This window comes from Shewanella sp. SM71, assembly GCF_025653905.1.
GTDB classification, from domain to species: domain Bacteria; phylum Pseudomonadota; class Gammaproteobacteria; order Enterobacterales; family Shewanellaceae; genus Shewanella; species Shewanella oncorhynchi.
The window spans coordinates 1-16,065 of the sequence record NZ_JAKKRW010000018.1 but is presented as its reverse complement, the minus strand read 5'-3'; the positions used below and the strand labels follow the sequence as shown (position 1 = coordinate 16,065).

12 protein-coding genes and 1 pseudogene are annotated in these 16,065 nt (G+C 46.6%); 9 read left to right on the top strand and 4 right to left on the bottom strand.

What is annotated here, in order from left to right:
- The first annotated feature begins 590 nt into the window (after window positions 1-590).
- Window positions 591-2,321 carry a potassium/proton antiporter gene (locus tag L5L97_RS16775; RefSeq protein ID WP_105251569.1) on the top strand — a complete coding sequence of 577 codons (1,731 nt, stop codon included), beginning with the start codon at window positions 591-593 and terminating at the stop codon, window positions 2,319-2,321.
- Between the two features lie 91 nt (window positions 2,322-2,412).
- On the opposite strand, the gene L5L97_RS16770 is transcribed toward L5L97_RS16775, so the two are convergent.
- The gene (locus L5L97_RS16770; protein WP_168822581.1) at window positions 2,413-3,339 is read right to left on the bottom strand and encodes an LpxL/LpxP family Kdo(2)-lipid IV(A) lauroyl/palmitoleoyl acyltransferase; all 927 of its coding nucleotides are present in this window, start codon (window positions 3,337-3,339) and stop codon (window positions 2,413-2,415) included.
- Between the two features lie 103 nt (window positions 3,340-3,442).
- On the opposite strand from L5L97_RS16770, the gene hldE reads away from it, so the two are divergent.
- From hldE to L5L97_RS16750, 4 genes are all read left to right on the top strand, one after another.
- Window positions 3,443-4,873, top strand: a complete 1,431-nt coding sequence (gene hldE, locus L5L97_RS16765) for a bifunctional D-glycero-beta-D-manno-heptose-7-phosphate kinase/D-glycero-beta-D-manno-heptose 1-phosphate adenylyltransferase HldE (RefSeq protein WP_028761811.1) — start codon at window positions 3,443-3,445, stop codon at window positions 4,871-4,873.
- A complete protein-coding gene (locus L5L97_RS16760) occupies window positions 4,870-5,697 on the top strand; it encodes a hypothetical protein (protein WP_263142658.1) in 828 nt (275 codons plus the stop codon). Before hldE ends, L5L97_RS16760 begins: the two co-directional genes overlap by 4 nt.
- Window positions 5,698-5,849: 152 nt before the next feature.
- Window positions 5,850-6,329 (top strand): TetR family transcriptional regulator, encoded by a 480-nt coding sequence (locus tag L5L97_RS16755; RefSeq protein ID WP_006082899.1) that lies wholly within the window; start codon window positions 5,850-5,852, stop codon window positions 6,327-6,329.
- A gap of 168 nt (window positions 6,330-6,497) precedes the next feature.
- Window positions 6,498-7,082, top strand: coding sequence for a hypothetical protein (locus tag L5L97_RS16750; RefSeq protein WP_263142656.1), 585 nt, complete (start codon window positions 6,498-6,500; stop codon window positions 7,080-7,082).
- A 197-nt stretch (window positions 7,083-7,279) separates the two neighbouring features.
- Here L5L97_RS16750 and L5L97_RS16745 read toward each other — a convergent pair whose 3' ends face one another.
- The 3 genes from L5L97_RS16745 to L5L97_RS16735 all read right to left on the bottom strand — a co-directional run bounded on the left by L5L97_RS16745 (window position 7,280) and on the right by L5L97_RS16735 (window position 10,904).
- Window positions 7,280-7,660, bottom strand: coding sequence for a hypothetical protein (locus tag L5L97_RS16745; protein ID WP_263142654.1), 381 nt, complete (start codon window positions 7,658-7,660; stop codon window positions 7,280-7,282).
- 221 nt (window positions 7,661-7,881) lie between these two features.
- Complete coding sequence (gene pntB / locus L5L97_RS16740; RefSeq protein WP_263142653.1) at window positions 7,882-9,366, bottom strand: Re/Si-specific NAD(P)(+) transhydrogenase subunit beta; 1,485 nt, start codon at window positions 9,364-9,366, stop codon at window positions 7,882-7,884.
- Window positions 9,367-9,377: 11 nt separating this feature from the next.
- Entirely contained in the window at window positions 9,378-10,904 is a 1,527-nt protein-coding gene (locus L5L97_RS16735; RefSeq protein WP_105251577.1) for a Re/Si-specific NAD(P)(+) transhydrogenase subunit alpha, read from the bottom strand.
- 419 nt (window positions 10,905-11,323) lie between these two features.
- Here L5L97_RS16735 and L5L97_RS16730 point away from each other — a divergent pair, with 419 nt between their 5' ends.
- The 4 genes and pseudogenes from L5L97_RS16730 to L5L97_RS16715 all read left to right on the top strand — a co-directional run.
- A complete protein-coding gene (locus L5L97_RS16730; RefSeq protein ID WP_263142652.1) occupies window positions 11,324-13,123 on the top strand; it encodes an assimilatory sulfite reductase (NADPH) flavoprotein subunit in 1,800 nt (599 codons plus the stop codon).
- A 99-nt stretch (window positions 13,124-13,222) separates the two neighbouring features.
- Window positions 13,223-14,920 (top strand): assimilatory sulfite reductase (NADPH) hemoprotein subunit, encoded by a 1,698-nt coding sequence (cysI, locus tag L5L97_RS16725; protein WP_263142651.1) that lies wholly within the window; start codon window positions 13,223-13,225, stop codon window positions 14,918-14,920.
- Entirely contained in the window at window positions 14,913-15,695 is a 783-nt protein-coding gene (locus L5L97_RS16720; protein WP_263183014.1) for a phosphoadenylyl-sulfate reductase, read from the top strand. The genes cysI and L5L97_RS16720 overlap by 8 nt, the downstream gene beginning before the upstream one ends.
- An 87-nt stretch (window positions 15,696-15,782) precedes the next feature.
- Window positions 15,783-16,065, top strand: a pseudogene (locus L5L97_RS16715) (transposase); the annotation flags it as partial.

Sequence of the window (16,065 nt, the reverse complement as noted above, 5' to 3'; positions counted from 1 at the left end):
GCAGTGTTAACCAATCTAAAACGTGTCTGTTTGAATGGCGAGCATGTATGGCGTTACTGGAATTGATTTGTTTTGGGAAAACAGAGTGTGGTCCTTTTCTGACAAGGCTATTGCTCATCGGATAAAGTGAATTTAAATCATTTCATTGGCAAATAAATGGAGTTAAAACAATTAGCTTAAGGATAATGTTCAAATATTCACCCTTTACACGACATTATTTTATCTGACACTAAATTGGCTATGATACCGTTAGTTTATACAGGTTTGTGAGCTGAGTTTTGCTTGAATGATTTGAGTTTACGTTCAGTTTGTTATTTTTAACTATTTGATATTTATTTATTTTAATGCTTATTAAGTCGTGTGGTGATGTTCTGCTATCCTTTAGGTTTTACGTTAGCCTTTATCTAAAGGTTAATAGAAAGTTGGTTTTATGACATTTTTTATGTAGATGATTGAAATTTAATATTTAACGCTCCAATAATTCGATATTTTTGTGCTAATATAAAATCATAAAATTGTGAGTTGAGTCATTTTTAACCTCGGTGATTTGTCTATCGTTTAACTAAACAACCTGTATTAAGGAGGCGTTTGTGGATGCAGATTCCATCAATAGTTTTTTTCTGATTGGCGCCTTGCTTACAGCAGTGAGTGTTTTACTTAGTCCTATGTCTTCCCGTTTGGGCATCCCTATTTTATTGATTTTCCTCGCTGTGGGTATTTTGGCTGGCGAAGATGGCCTTGGTGGAATCCAGTTTGATGATTATTCAACTTCCTATTTAGTCAGTAACTTAGCCTTAGCGATTATTTTACTCGATGGAGGTATGCGCACCCGCGTTGCCAGTTTTAGGGTGGCGCTATGGCCTGCATTATCGTTGGCGACCTTTGGCGTTGCCATTACGACCAGTATCACCGGCATGATGGCCGCATGGTTGTTCGATTTGCATTGGTTGCAAGGTTTGCTGGTGGGCGCGATTGTGGGCTCGACCGATGCCGCTGCGGTATTTTCACTGCTTAAAGGGCGTAGCCTTAACGAGCGGGTTGGTGCGACCTTAGAAATTGAGTCCGGCAGTAACGATCCCATGGCGGTATTCTTAACCGTAACCTTGATTGCCATTCTTGCCAATGTCGACAGTGAGTTGTCCTTCAGCTTTATGCTTATTAGCTTTATTAAGCAATTTGGTCTGGGGATCTGTTTAGGTTTGGGCGGCGGCTGGATGCTGTGGAAGCTCGTCAATTTAAGCAAGTTAGCTGATGGTCTGTACTCTATTTTAGTTTTAAGCGGTGGTCTGATTATTTATGCTGCGTCCAACAAACTGGGTGGTAGCGGTATTTTGTCGATTTACTTAGTGGGTCTGTTCCTCGGCAATAAGCCAACCCGTGGCCGTCATGCGATTTTGAACGTACTGGATGGTATGACTTGGGTCAGTCAAATCGGCATGTTCCTCGTATTAGGGTTATTGCTTACCCCTTCAGATTTAGTCGATATCATGATCCCAGGTTTTGCTCTGGCATTCGGGATGATTTTATTTGCTCGCCCTGTCGCCGTATGGATCAGTCTATTGCCGTTTAAGAGCTTTAGCAGTCGCGACCGCTGGTTTATTTCTTGGGTGGGGTTACGCGGCGCTGTGCCTATCATCTTAGCAGTATTCCCTATGATGGCGGGCTTACCGGGTGCTCAGTTGTACTTCAACTTAGCCTTCTTCGTTGTATTAGTGTCGTTGCTGGTTCAAGGTGCATCTTTGACCACAGCAGCGCGTTTAGCTAAGGTGGAACTGCCCCCAAAGCCGTTACCCGTTTCGCGCTCGGGAGTTGAAATTTACCCGAGCAGCGAATGGGAAGTGTTTGTCTATCGTTTGAGTGAAAGTAAGTGGTGTATTGGTGAGCCGCTAAAGCGCTTGGCTATGCCAGATGGGACACGGATTGCGGCGGTATTTAGGGATGACACTTTGCTGCATCCATCGGGTAGCACTCGTCTCGAGGCGGGCGATATACTCTGTGTGCTGGGTCAGGAGAAAAGTTTAGAAGCCTTGAGTAACCTCTTTAGCCAAGCGCCAGAAAATAAAGAAGTACAACGATTCTTCGGTGATTTCTTTATTGAAACAGACGTTAAGCTTGCGGATCTCGCGCCTATTTATGGTTTAAGTTTAGATAATCTCGCTGATGATATGACAGTCGCAGACCTTGTGGTATCTCAGCTTGGCGCTAATCCTGTACTTGGGGATCAGTTCCACTGGCAGTCGTTGCATTGGGTGGTGGCGGGGCTGTATGAAGGTAAAGTCACTAACGTAGGTATTCGTTTACCGACTGAGAATGCGCTCTAATCCTATGTGCTAGATGGTCCTTACTATCGAAAGTCACCATAAAAAATGCCAGCTTATTTGCTGGCATTTTCGTATTCAAAAACTGAATGAGTTACTGATATAAAGATTTATCCGTTGGGTCGGGACGGGTCTTAAAGCGGCGATGTAACCACATATATTGGGCGCGGTTTTTATCTATGATGGATTCAATAATCTTGTTACCGCGAATGGCATCGGCTAATTCATCTTCGCCGGGGAAATTATCCAGCGGTGGCATCACTTCAATTCGATAGCCTTTATCATCTGTAGTACGTTCCACAAAAAAAGGCAGGACTTTGGCTTTGCCGAGTTTAGCTAACGTGGTGGCACCGGTAATCGTTGCCGCATCTGGCATGGCATAAAATGGGATAAATACCGCACTGGAACGGCCAAAGTCTTGATCGGCCGTGTACCAAATCACATCGGGATTGCGGAGGCAGCGTATCATTTGGCGCAAGTCGCGTTTAGAAACGAGACCTTTATTGGAGCGTAAACGGCCTTTGACCTGCAGGTATTCCATCACTGGATTATTGTGTGGGCGATAAACCCCCACGCCGGGTTGGAATTGGCCGAAGATACGTGCGCCCATTTCCAGCGGCAAACAATGCACGGCAAAGAGGATCACGCCGTGGCCAGCATTTAACGTGTCTTGTACGTGTTCTTCGCCTTTGATACTCATGTGCTGCTGCACTTTTTCATCGGGCCACCACCATGCATTGATGGTATCGAAAATGGCTTTGCCCGTTTCTTCAAAATTACGCGTGAGTAAATCTTCTCGCTGTGCTTCCGTCATTTCAGGGAAACAGAGGGTCAAGTTACGGCGCGCTGTGTGGGTGCGACCAGCTGCGAATTTCATCACTAAGCGACCCAATCCCTTACCCAGCGTCATCTGCCAAGGAAGCGGTAGAAGCTGAGTTAAACGCATCAAAAATACGCCAAACCACATGGGCCAATGCTTAGGATGATATAAAGAAGATGAAAACTCGGCTTTCTCGACCACAAAAATACTCACTACTTTTGAAAATTACTGCTCATTCTAACTCAATTTTTGCTGAAAATTAGGTACAATCACGGTTTAATTTCTGCATAAAGATAAGAGCACTATGAAGGTTTCTCTGCCAGCATTTGAAAAAGCCAGAGTGTTAGTCGTCGGCGATGTGATGTTAGACCGCTATTGGGTTGGCCCTACGGGACGTATCTCCCCTGAAGCCCCCGTACCTGTGGTGAAGATTAATCAAGTCGAAGACAGACCCGGCGGCGCGGCCAACGTGGCGCTCAATATCGCGACCTTAGGGGGGCAAGTCCAACTTGCCGGGCTCGTCGGCCAAGATGATACTGCCCATGCCCTAACGCTCGGTGTGCAAACTTTAGGGGTTGAACCCCAATGGTTAAGTATTGCTGATAAACCAACCATCACTAAGCTGCGGGTGTTATCACGTAATCAGCAGCTTATCCGCCTCGATTTCGAAGAAGCCTTCGACAAGGCCGATAGCGTGCGTTTATTGAAACAATCCGAGGCCTTACTCGATTCTGTCGATGTCGTGGTGTTATCTGACTATGCTAAGGGCGCTATCGATCAGCCGCGAGATTTTATTGCTTTAGCGCGTTCGAAAGGTGTGATGGTATTAGTCGATCCTAAGGGCAGTGACTTTGGTCGTTATCATGGCGCGTCACTCATTACCCCAAATATGAGTGAGTTTGAAGCCGTTGTTGGCACTGTGACCTCTGAAGCCGATCTGCTAGAAAAAGCCCGTGGCTTACTCAAGCAACATCATTTTGATGCCATTTTAGTGACCCGCTCTGAAAAGGGCATGACCTTAGTGACCGCTAATGCGCCTGAGTTGCACATTCCTACCGTTGCCCGTGAAGTCTATGATGTGACGGGGGCTGGCGATACTGTGATTTCAGCCTTAGCAACCTCATTAGCCGCGGGCGCCGATTTACCCCAAGCTTGTGCGATTGCGAACACCGCCGCTGGCGTTGTGGTCGGTAAACTTGGCACTTCTACCGTGAGCCGCATTGAGCTTATTGAAGCTTTAGCTTTGCACCATGGAGAATCGGGTTTTGGGGTGGTGAGTGAAGATCAACTGGCCTACGCCTTAGAGCAAGCCAAACTGCGCGGTGAGCGTGTGGTGATGACTAATGGTTGCTTTGATATTTTACATGCGGGCCACGTGAGCTATCTTAAACAGGCGAAAGCTTTGGGCGATCGTTTGATCGTCGCGGTAAATGATGATGCCTCGGTTAAACGCCTCAAGGGTGAAGGCCGTCCAGTTAATCAGGTTGATCGTCGTATGGCTGTGCTCGCTGGCTTAGCTTCTGTTGATTGGGTTGTGCCTTTTAGTGAAGATACGCCGCAGCGCATCATTACTCGATTGCTGCCAAATCTGCTGGTCAAAGGTGGTGATTATAAGCTTGAGGATATTGCTGGTGGCGCTGAAGTGATTGCAGCAGGTGGCCAAGTGCAAGTGCTGGGTTTTGAGGATGGTATTTCAACGACAGCGATTATACAAAATATCATGGCGAATCAGTGAGCTTAGTCGCTCTGGCATTCGCATCTAGCCTGACTTGGACGCCCATTGCCGATAAGCAGGCTTTGATTTGCCCTTTACCAGAGCTTGGCACTTGCTTGGCATTATTGCCTAAGCAAGTGTTGGCGCAGCTGCCCGCCACGCTAGATCAATTTAAGCGCGATTTAGGCCGCAGAAGTGCCATGGTCATGCCCGTCGATGACAATAAGATTGCGGGCCTAGTCTTAGTGAATGAGCAGCTGACACCACAAGTACAGTTAGCCAGTGTCGATATGGTGACCTATCAATTACCTTTACTTGAACAGCCGCAATTAACCCTATGGCATGAGCTCGGTCATTTGGAGAACCTTGCTCTGCAAGGCTCTGTGTTACCGACTCACTTGAGTGCATATCAACATGAATGGCTAGCTGACATTTATTTGGTTTGGCGTATCGCACGGGAGAAAAATGATTTTGCCTTGGCGTGGCAGCAATACCACAGACGCAACCTTGATGCATTAACAAGCCCGCAATATTTGTCGCATTGGAGCTCGCCAATGTTGATACAAGTGTTGCATCGATACGATGTTGCTCAAGTGGCTAAATTTGCCGAGTATCGGGACTTTTTAACGAATTTCTACCCTAAAGCCGAGCAATTAGAGCCGAGATTATTAGGTGAGTATTCGAGCTTAATGCAACGCACTTTTGGCGCGAGTGTATTGCAACCCCTTCCTGAATATCTATTTTGGCGAAAAGCTGATCTTGGACACTATCTCCAACCGACGTTCGTTTTACTCATGGGCGAAGAAAAAGCACATAACTGGTTGGTACAAAATTCAATGTTATGAATGTGTTAATTAAATCAGTGGTGAAGCCTGTTTTAAACTGAACCCTAGCTGAACAAAAGTGAAATACGCTGGTTACGGCCCAGTGAACAGCAGTAATCCCTGAGCGGCTTTGGTAAGCTTTCCCCCCTAAAAATAAGAGGGGAGACATTACTATGGCTAAGCGCTCGCGAGTACAAACTGAGCAAACCATAAATCAAATTATGGATGAAGCGTTAAGACAAATTTTGACTATCGGCTTTGAGACTATGTCTTATACTACGTTATCTGAAGCAACGGGTATTAGTCGCACAGGTATTAGTCACCATTTTCCACGCAAAAGCGATTTTCTTGTTCGTTTAGATAGTCGTATCGGCAATCTATTTGTTGCTGCGCTGGATTTTTCTAGCCAAGAGGCATTGGAAACATCCTGGATGCAGGCAATGCAGGAAGAGCATTACCGCGCAGTATTAAGACTGTTCTTTAGTCTTTGTGGTGGTGCGAATAATGAAATTACCCTCTTTAGAGCGGTGAGTACAGCGCGTCAGCAAGCGATTGCTGAGTTAGGCTTAGCGGGCGATCGCACGATCAACCACCTATTAGGCCGTACAGCTGTGATGTTGCTATCCAATTTTGATGTGGCAAAAGCAGCATAATAGACTGACCAATGAATATAAAAATGGAGCCAGATGGCTCCTTTTTTGTGGGTAAAAATCGTGATTTGTACTGAGGTAAGTCATACCCCAATAGTGTAGGATGACCACTCAATAATGATTTAAGTTAGTGATATTGCCTTGTACTTTTGATTTGACAGGATAAAACATATGGACATGACCCCCATCTCTAATGAGGCAGATATGCCTAAACGCACCATTAAGCTTGATAACACTGAGCTTATCAAAACCAGTTTTTGGGTGAGTCAGATTTTTATAATCATTGCGACTGTTGTTGGCGTGTATTTAGCCGCACAAGAAGGGTTGTCACAGGCAATTAAATTTGATGCCCTGAGCAATATGCAGAATAACTATCATTTGCGTCATGCCCTATATGACGAAGTGAGTGACAATGTTGAAATCTTGAGTCATTACGCTGACACAGTTGAGACTGTGAGTAGTAATAGTTTAGTGAAAATGCATCCGCAGATGGGATTATTTGTCTGGGATAACATGCGCTATTCTGCCAATGCGCTAGAAACACCGAGTGATATTTTGTCTGATATTCGTCGTTTGTATTTAGAGTCTGAGAAGATCATTAGCAATATTGAAACCCGTCACTATAGCGTTTCTTACGGTAAGGATCAGTTGCAAAATGTATTGAGTAAAATCAAAGAAGATACTTTGCCAAAACTCAAAACGAATTATGAAACCCTGTCAAAAGAGCTTAAAGATAACGATATTGCCGCCGACTAACGTATCTTGGCTTAGCTCCCCCCCAAACATCAGGGGTCATTCTTATCCCTGATGTTTGAATCCATTGATGAATTCAGTGTTGCTGACAACACCTCTGTATGATCTGCTTTAGTCCCCCATTATTTTATGGTACTTAAGCTAATGATGAATCTAGTCAGATTTTCTCCGTCGGTATTTATCATCAAAACCTTGTTGAGTTAGCTTAATTCCTGTCGATAGGCTTGAGTTAATTTTTGCTGTTGTAGATAGATGCGAATCGCCAAGAAGGTTAATGCGGCAGCAATCACGGCGCTGATTGCGTGGTGGAAGACTAAGTGACTTATCAGGAATGTGGGCAAGTCTTCAAAGCTGTCGATAAGGAAAAGCTTAGTGATTAAGCCGATATAGACGAGAAGATGCAGAGCCGCGCCAGTGATAAAGAGTCGTTTAAATTTATCAATCAGTTTGATATCTAACTTGATATTACACCATCGACAAAATAGGTACCCACTCAGGCCGATGATAATCGATATCCAGCCAAGCCCGAGTAATGAGGTTTTGATTAATACGGCAGACAGGATAAACAGCCCAAGCAACATTTCTTATTTCCTTAAATCAGCTTTAGATTTAACTTACTGTTTTAGCTTACATTAAGCGTATCAGCATTTGGGGCAGATAAGCCTCGCATCATATTGGCGCAGAGACTAGCTTAATAGGCTTAAAAAAATGTGAAAATAAAGGGAGCCAGTGGCTCCCTTTATTTCTTTAGAATAATGTTTATCGCCTAAACGATTTCTACTCTGTTGATATTAAATCAAACTCAAAGTGCCTTTAAAATGGCTTCAACACTGGCCTTAGCATCCCCAAACAACATTTGGGTATTTTCTTTGAAGAACAGTGGGTTTTGCACGCCGGCATAACCTGTGTTCATCGAACGTTTAAAGCCGATCACGTTTTGCGCTTTCCACACTTCCAGCACTGGCATACCTGCGATTGGACTGCCTGGATCTTCCATTGCCGCGGGGTTAACCGTGTCGTTGGCGCCGATAACGAGCACGACATCTGTGTCTTTAAAGTCTTCGTTGATTTCGTCCATTTCGAGCACGATATCGTAGGGGACTTTCGCTTCAGCGAGTAGTACGTTCATATGGCCTGGTAATCGACCAGCAACTGGATGGATACCAAAACGCACTTTCACGCCGCGATCACGTAGTTTTTGAGTGATTTCCGCAACAGGATATTGCGCCTGCGCCACTGCCATACCGTAACCCGGAGTGATGATGACTGAAGTGGCATTTTTCAGCATATCCGCCACATCTTCGGCGTTGGTTTCACGGTATTCACCCATTTCTTCATCACCGGTTGAGGCCACACCATCTGTGCCAAAGCCGCCCGCGATAACTGAAATAAACGAGCGATTCATGGCCTTACACATAATGTAAGACAGAATAGCACCCGATGAACCCACTAACGCGCCGACCACAATCAAGAGGTCGTTCGACAACATAAAGCCTGCCGCTGCCGCTGCCCAACCTGAGTAGGAGTTCAGCATAGACACAACCACTGGCATATCCGCGCCGCCAATGGATGCCACTAAATGCCAGCCAAAGGCGAAGGCAATCAAGGTCATCAACAGCAGTGCTGGCATAGTGCCACCTGTCTGAACGAAGTATACCAACAGGGCGAAAGACACTAGCACTGCGACTAGGTTTAGCTTGTGGCGATGTGGCAGCATCAGAGGTTTAGATGAAATCAGTCCGCGTAACTTACAAAAGGCAACGATAGAACCCGTAAAGGTCACCGCACCGATGAAGATCCCGAGGAAGACTTCGACCAAGTGAATGTTAAGCATAGCGCCAGTGAGGTGCTCTTTGCTGGCGGTCTTCACCGCTTCACTTAGCGCATCTTGTACTGCGGCGAGGGTCGTATTGATATCACCACCGACTGCCACCACGACTTGTGATACTTCCTGTGGGTGTAAGTCGATAAAGCTGTTGAAACCCACTAATACCGCGGCCATACCCACAAAGCTGTGCAATATAGCAACCAGTTCAGGCATTTCAGTCATTTCGACTTTTAGTGCTAAACGGATACCAATCGCGCCGCCAATCACCATAGCGATTAAGATCCACGCAATTCCGTTAGTATCGGGGTTGAAAATGGTAGCCAGTAGGGCGATTGCCATACCTAAGATACCGAATAAATTGCCGTGTTTTGCCGTCTCTTGCTTCGACAGTCCCGCGAGACTGAAGATGAAGAGAATGGCGGCAATAATGTAAGCTGCTGTTACCAGTCCTTGAGACACGTTAAACCCCCTTAATCCTTACGGAACATCTTCAGCATGCGCTGAGTGACGGTAAAACCACCGAAGATGTTAATACTGGCGATCAGCACGGCGATAAACGCCAGTACAGTGACCAAAGTTGAACCCTGACCGATTTGCAGTAGGGCGCCGACCACGATAATGCCCGAAATCGCGTTAGTGACTGACATTAAAGGCGTATGCAGTGAGTGGGATACGTTCCATACCACGTAATAGCCAACAACGCAGGACAGCAAGAATACTGTGAAATGCGACAGGAACTCTGGTGGTGCTACCGATGCCACGGCAGCAAATCCTGCAACGCCTAAGGCGGCGAGCACGTATTTGAGCTTAGATGGTGCCTTCGGAGTGGTATTTTTAGGCTCGATTTTCGCCGCTGGTTTTGCTGGCGCCGCAGAAACCGAAATCGGTGGCGGCGGGAAGGTCACTTCACCTTCTTTAATCACTGTCATATTGCGCATGACTACATCATCAAAGTTGATGCTGGCTGTGCCGTCTTTTTCTTTACACATTAACTTCATCAGGTTGACTAAGTTAGTGCCGTAAAGCTGTGACGATTGCGCCGGTAGACGACCGGGAAGGTCGGTATAACCAATCACTTTTACGCCGTTAGGAGTAACAAACAGCTCACCCGATTGCGTGTATTCGCAGTTACCACCCGTCGCAGCGGCTAAATCGACGATCACTGAGCCGCTCTTCATGCTATCAACCATGGCTTTGGTGATGAGCTTAGGCGCTGGACGACCAGGGATTAGCGCTGTGGTGATGATGATATCGACTTCTTTGGCTTGTTCGGCAAACAGTGCCATTTCGGCGGCAATAAATTCATCCGACATGGTTTTAGCATAACCGTCCGATGAACCACCTTCCTCGTTACCAAAATCCAGTTTAAGGAATTGGCCGCCCATAGATTCGATTTGCTCGGCCACTTCTAAGCGGGTATCGAAGGCGCGCACTATGGCGCCAAGCGAACCAGCAGTACCAATGGCGGCAAGGCCAGCTACACCAGCACCAATGACTAACACTTTGGCGGGCGGTACTTTACCAGCAGCGGTAATTTGGCCAGTAAAGAAACGGCCAAATTGATGTGCGGCTTCAACAACTGCGCGATATCCACCAATGTTTGCCATAGAGGAGAGGGCATCAAGTGACTGGGCACGGGAGATGCGTGGTACCATGTCCATTGCCATCACGTTGATCTTACGTTTAGATAACTTCGCAACCAGCTCAGGGTTTTGTGCGGGCCAAATAAAGCTGACGATAGTCGCCCCGTCTTTGATTTGTTCAATTTCGGCGTCGCTTGGCGCATTGACCTTAAAGATCAGATCGGCTTGCCAAACGTTTGTTGTCACCTTCGCGCCCGCAGCTTCAAAGGCTGCATCATCGAAACTTGACAGTTGACCTGCATTGGCCTCAATAACAACTTCAAAGCCGAGTTTTTTAAGCTGCTCAACGGTGGCTGGGGTCGCGGCGACCCTAGTTTCACCGGCGAGACTTTCTCTCGGTATTCCAATCTGCATGACTACTCCCTGATGGTTTATATAATCGTTCCGCCTGCTGTTCTTCCTTCATCGTACTCAACTGCAAAATCTGTCGTCACCAGCGTTTATTCGGCGGGTGATTCGAGTCAGTTAGGGCATTCAATCTAGGATGGACACTTTTTGTTTTTAAAACAAACTATTCTGTGGGCAACAGAAATTATTGTTCGACAGGCTAATGACCATTGTGGCAATACTTTAGCTTGGCACAAGTGCATATTTCTCAAGCAGGCCGTTTCTGCACTGGTCGGATCAAAAACTTTTAACCAGTGCACACTTTTGTAGCTTAAATTTTGCACTTTGTATATTCCAAAATGGAATTAAAAATCCTATTTTATTCTTTTTTGCTTTTCTTAAACCGCGATAAGCTTGTGGACATTACACTGTCATAGGGCCGTCTCATGTTGTTAAAAGAACTTTCATCGCTGGCTTCGCCATTGTCTCAAGGACAAGTCGATAAGCTAAAACAACTCACTTCTGAGTTAAGTGCTGTGCAATTGGCCTGGGTGAGTGGCTATCTTGCTGCCACAGCCAATGCGGGCCAATTAGCGCCTGCCGCACAGGCGCAAACGGCTCAAACTGTGACTATTCTCTATGGCAGCCAAACGGGTAATGGCCGTGGTGTCGCTAAAGCGCTCGCCGATAAGGCGCAGGCGCAAGGTTATGCGGTCAATCTGGCTTCAATGGGCGAATACAATGTTCGCCAATTAAAGCAAGAAGCTGTGCTTTTATTGGTGGTCAGCACCCATGGTGAAGGTGAAGCGCCGGATGATGCGATTGAATTACACAAGTTTTTAGCATCGAAACGTGCCCCTAAGTTAGACAATTTACATTACTCAGTGCTGGCGCTGGGGGATTCTAGCTATGAATTTTTCTGCCAAACCGGTAAAGACTTCGATGCCCGCCTAGCAGCGCTGGGTGCTAAATCACTATTACCTTTAATTGAATGTGATGTGGATTATGAAGCTGCCGCGGGCCAGTGGCACGCCGATGTATTAGAGGCCGTTAAGCCGCTAATCGAAACCTCGTCCGCCAGTGTGGTATCCATCGGCACCGCTAAAGCGATTGGCGAAAGTGAATTTACTAAGCAAAACCCCTATAGCGCCGAAGTGCTTGTGAGCCAAAAAATTACCGGCCGTGGATCAGACCGAGATGTGCGCCATGTTGAAATCGACCTTGGCGACTCAGGCTTAACCTATCAAGCGGGTGATGCCCTTGGTGTGTGGTTTAGTAATAACGAAGTCTTAGTCGATGAAGTCTTAGCGGGTTTGTCATTAGCCGCCGATGAGTTAGTGACCCTTGGTACTGAATCCTTGTCCCTTAAGCAGGCTTTGGTTGATAAGAAAGAATTGACTCAGTTATACCCTGGATTAGTCAAAGCATGGGCCGAATTGAGCGGCAGCGCAGAACTGCTGGCATTGAGCGAAGATAAAGAACAAGTGCGCCACTTTATCCTTAAGCATCAATTTGCCGATTTAGTCACTCAGTATCCGTTATCAAATAACTCAGTAACCTTAAATGCAGCAAAACTGCTTGAGCTACTGCGTCCATTAACGCCAAGACTTTACTCTATCGCCTCAAGTCAAAGCGAAGTCGAAACAGAAGTCCACTTAACTGTGGCCTTAGTGGAAGATGAGCGCCACGGCTCAGCACGTTTTGGCGGCGCGTCACACTTCTTAGCATCTGCGCAGGAAGGCACGCAAGTTAAGGTTTATGTTGAGTCGAACAAGCATTTCCGTTTGCCTGAAAATCCAGAAACACCAGTGATCATGGTGGGGCCTGGCACAGGTGTTGCGCCCTTCCGTGCCTTTATGCAGGAGCGCGTAGCACAAGGGAGCCAAGGCGATAGCTGGTTATTCTTCGGCAATCCTCACTTTGAGCAGGGTTTCTTGTATCAAACTGAGTGGCAACAGTATCTGAAAAATGGCGATCTCAGCCGTATCGATGTGGCGTTCTCACGCGATCAAGCTCATAAGATTTATGTGCAGCACCGCATTAAAGAACAAGGCCAAGCCCTGTGGCAATGGTTGCAAAATGGCGCGCATCTTTATATTTGTGGTGATGCTGAACGTATGGCCAAAGATGTTCACCAAGCCTTGATTGAGGTGGCAGTCGAAGTCGGTGGTTTGAATACCGAAGCTGCTGAAGCCTATTTTGAAACCCTGCGCAGCGATAAACGTTACCAAAAAGACGTGTATTAATCTCAACCGTTGCGCAGATAAGAAACGCATAAGAATAGCCAACGTTGCACACGTGATGATCTGTGCAGCCAGCGAACCCAATTTTAAGAGGCAGTTGCCATGAGTGAGCAAAAATTAGCGTTAAACGAATACCTAAAGACCGACAGTGATTACCTGCGAGGGACCATCAAAGAAGGTTTAGATTCTTCTGTGACTGGCAGTTTCAGTGACGGCGATCAGCAGCTGATCAAATTTCATGGCTTCTATCAGCAGGATGACCGTGATTTACGTAACGAACGTAAAGAGCAAAAACTCGAACCTTTATATAGTTTTATGTTGCGCGCCCGTGTACCCGGCGGTATTTGTTCTCCGCAGCAATGGTTAGGCGTAGATAAAATTGCCTCGACGCTCACAAGCTCGAACAGTATTCGTTTGACGACCCGCCAAACCTTCCAATACCACGGTATTCCTAAGCGTAATTTGAAGACCATTATTCAAGATTTAGATCGTCAAGCGCTGGATTCAATTGCTGCCTGTGGTGACGTTAACCGTAACGTGATGTGTAACCCCAATCCGGTGGAATCTAAACTGCACGAGCAGGCCTATGCGGTGGCGAAACAACTGTCTGATCATCTATTACCACACACTCGCGCCTACGCCGAAATTTGGTTAGATGAAGAAAAGTTACTCTCAACCGAAGATGAAACCGTTGAACCTGTGTATGGCAAAACCTATCTGCCACGTAAGTTCAAAATGGCGGTTGCGGTTCCTCCAGATAACGATGTTGACGTTTACACCAACGATTTAGGCTTTATTGCTGTTGCCGAAAATGGCGAGCTAGTTGGCTTTAACTTAACGGCTGGCGGCGGCATGGGCTCGACCCACGGCGAAGTGGAAACCTTTCCACGCCTAGCAGACGACTTTGGTTTTATCAAAACTGAAGACGTGATGAAGTTTGCCGAAGCTGTGATGACAGTGCAACGTGACTGGGGCAATCGCTCTAATCGTAAGCGCTCGCGCCTTAAATACACAATCGTTGACCACGGCTATGAGAAATTTAAAGCCGAAGTTGAAGTACGTGCTGGGGTGAAATTTGAACCTAAACGTGATGTAGTGATTGGCGATCGCGGCGATCGTTATGGTTGGGTCGAAGGCGTTGACGGTAAGTGGCATTTAACCTTATTTATCGAAAGCGGTCGTATTAAAGATTTACCAGGCCAAACCCTGCAAACGGGGCTGCGTGAAATCGCTAAGATCCACAAGGGCGATTTCCGCATGACCTCGAATCAAAACATGATCATCGCAGGCGTCGCAGCTGAAGATAAAGCTACCATTGAAGGTTTAGCCCGTAAACATGGTCTGCTGGGCCAAGTGTTGACGCAAACCCGCGGTCACTCGATTGCCTGTGTGGCGTTGCCGACATGCCCATTAGCGATGGCGGAAGCCGAGCGTTATTTCCCTGAGTTTATCGATCATATCGATGCGCTGCAGGCAAAACACGGCATTAGCGAGCAAGCGATTGTCGTGCGTATGACGGGTTGTCCTAACGGTTGTGCTCGCCCATTTGCCGCTGAAATTGGCCTTGTGGGTAAAGCGCCGGGCCGTTATAACTTGTACTTAGGTGCAAGTTTTGAAGGGACTCGTTTGAACAAAATGCACAGAGAAAATATCCAAGAGGCGGACATTCTCGCCGAATTGGATACCCTGTTTGGCCGCTACGCCGTAGAGCGTGATGCAGGCGAAACCTTTGGTAACTTCACCGTCCGCGTGGGTGTAGTGAAGGCGGTGATCGATGCCGCTAAGGATTTTCATGGCTGATATTGAGCAAAAAACCAGTGATAAAGTGCCGACTGTGGTCAGCGCTGCCGAACTCAAGGCATTATTGAGTGCGCCTAAGGCAGAGCAAGCGATAGAGCTTGAACGTATTAATCAGTTCTTAGGTGGATTAAGCGCACAAGAGCGAGTTCTATGGGGCTTAACTTATTTGCCCGGTAATCATGCGCTGTCCTCAAGCTTTGGGATCCAAGCCGCTGTAATGCTACATATGATGAGTCAGGCACAGGCGAATATTCCGGTTATTCTCACGGATACGGGTTATTTATTCCCTGAGACTTATCAGTTTATCGACGAGCTGACAGAGCGTTTATCACTGAATTTAAAAGTGTACCAAGCAGTGATGACATCGGCATGGCAAGAGGCGCGCTTTGGCCAGTTATGGGAGCAAGGGGTAAACGGACTAGAGCAATACAACCGGTTAAATAAAGTTGAGCCTATGCAACGCGCTTTAGCCGAGCTTGAGGTCGGCACTTGGTTTGCTGGGCTTCGACGCAGCCAAGCCAGTACCCGTGAGGCGTTGCCGATACTGGCGATTCATGGCACGCGCTTTAAGTTACTGCCTATTATCGAGTGGTCGAATAAAGATGTGCACCTCTATCTGACTCAATTTGACTTGCCGTACCATCCACTTTGGGACCAAGGATATGTTTCTGTGGGAGATACCCATTCGAGTAAACCACTCGAATTAGGCATGACAGAGGAAGAAACTCGCTTTAATGGGCTACAACGTGAGTGTGGTTTGCACTACGATATCTAGGGTCTGTTGATCTTTCGAGAGTGATTTTTAGACAGCATGGCAAGACGTTATAATTTGCTTCGCCAAAAGTAACCATAACCTCAAGCCATGCCAAGACTTATGCTAACCGATGCACGCTGGGAAAGCTATTTCATTTAATGAAAAGCACAGGCCGTGTTTATGACAAACCTGAACATAGACAAACATTCGAAGGTATTCTTTACCGCCTTAGAACAGGTATCCCTTGGCGAGATTTACCTAAAGAGTTCGGTCATTGGAGCACGGTCTTTAGACGGTTTCATTTATGGTCTAAGAAAGGCGTTCTAGCACATTTATTCAAGGCCTTAGCCAACCTTGCTGATATAGAATGGGTCTTTATTGATGGCTCGAT

Excerpts from the sequence above, each read along its gene's own strand:
- L5L97_RS16730 (WP_263142652.1), top strand. The coding sequence starts at position 11,324 with ATGTTGTTAAAAGAACTTTCATCGCTGGCTTCGCCATTGTCTCAAGGA.
- L5L97_RS16745 (WP_263142654.1), bottom strand. The coding sequence starts at position 7,660 with ATGTTGCTTGGGCTGTTTATCCTGTCTGCCGTATTAATCAAAACCTCA.
- L5L97_RS16720 (WP_263183014.1), top strand. The coding sequence starts at position 14,913 with ATGGCTGATATTGAGCAAAAAACCAGTGATAAAGTGCCGACTGTGGTC.
- L5L97_RS16735 (WP_105251577.1), bottom strand. The coding sequence starts at position 10,904 with ATGCAGATTGGAATACCGAGAGAAAGTCTCGCCGGTGAAACTAGGGTC.
- L5L97_RS16750 (WP_263142656.1), top strand. The coding sequence starts at position 6,498 with ATGGACATGACCCCCATCTCTAATGAGGCAGATATGCCTAAACGCACC.
- hldE (WP_028761811.1), top strand. The coding sequence starts at position 3,443 with ATGAAGGTTTCTCTGCCAGCATTTGAAAAAGCCAGAGTGTTAGTCGTC.
- L5L97_RS16755 (WP_006082899.1), top strand. The coding sequence starts at position 5,850 with ATGGCTAAGCGCTCGCGAGTACAAACTGAGCAAACCATAAATCAAATT.
- cysI (WP_263142651.1), top strand. The coding sequence starts at position 13,223 with ATGAGTGAGCAAAAATTAGCGTTAAACGAATACCTAAAGACCGACAGT.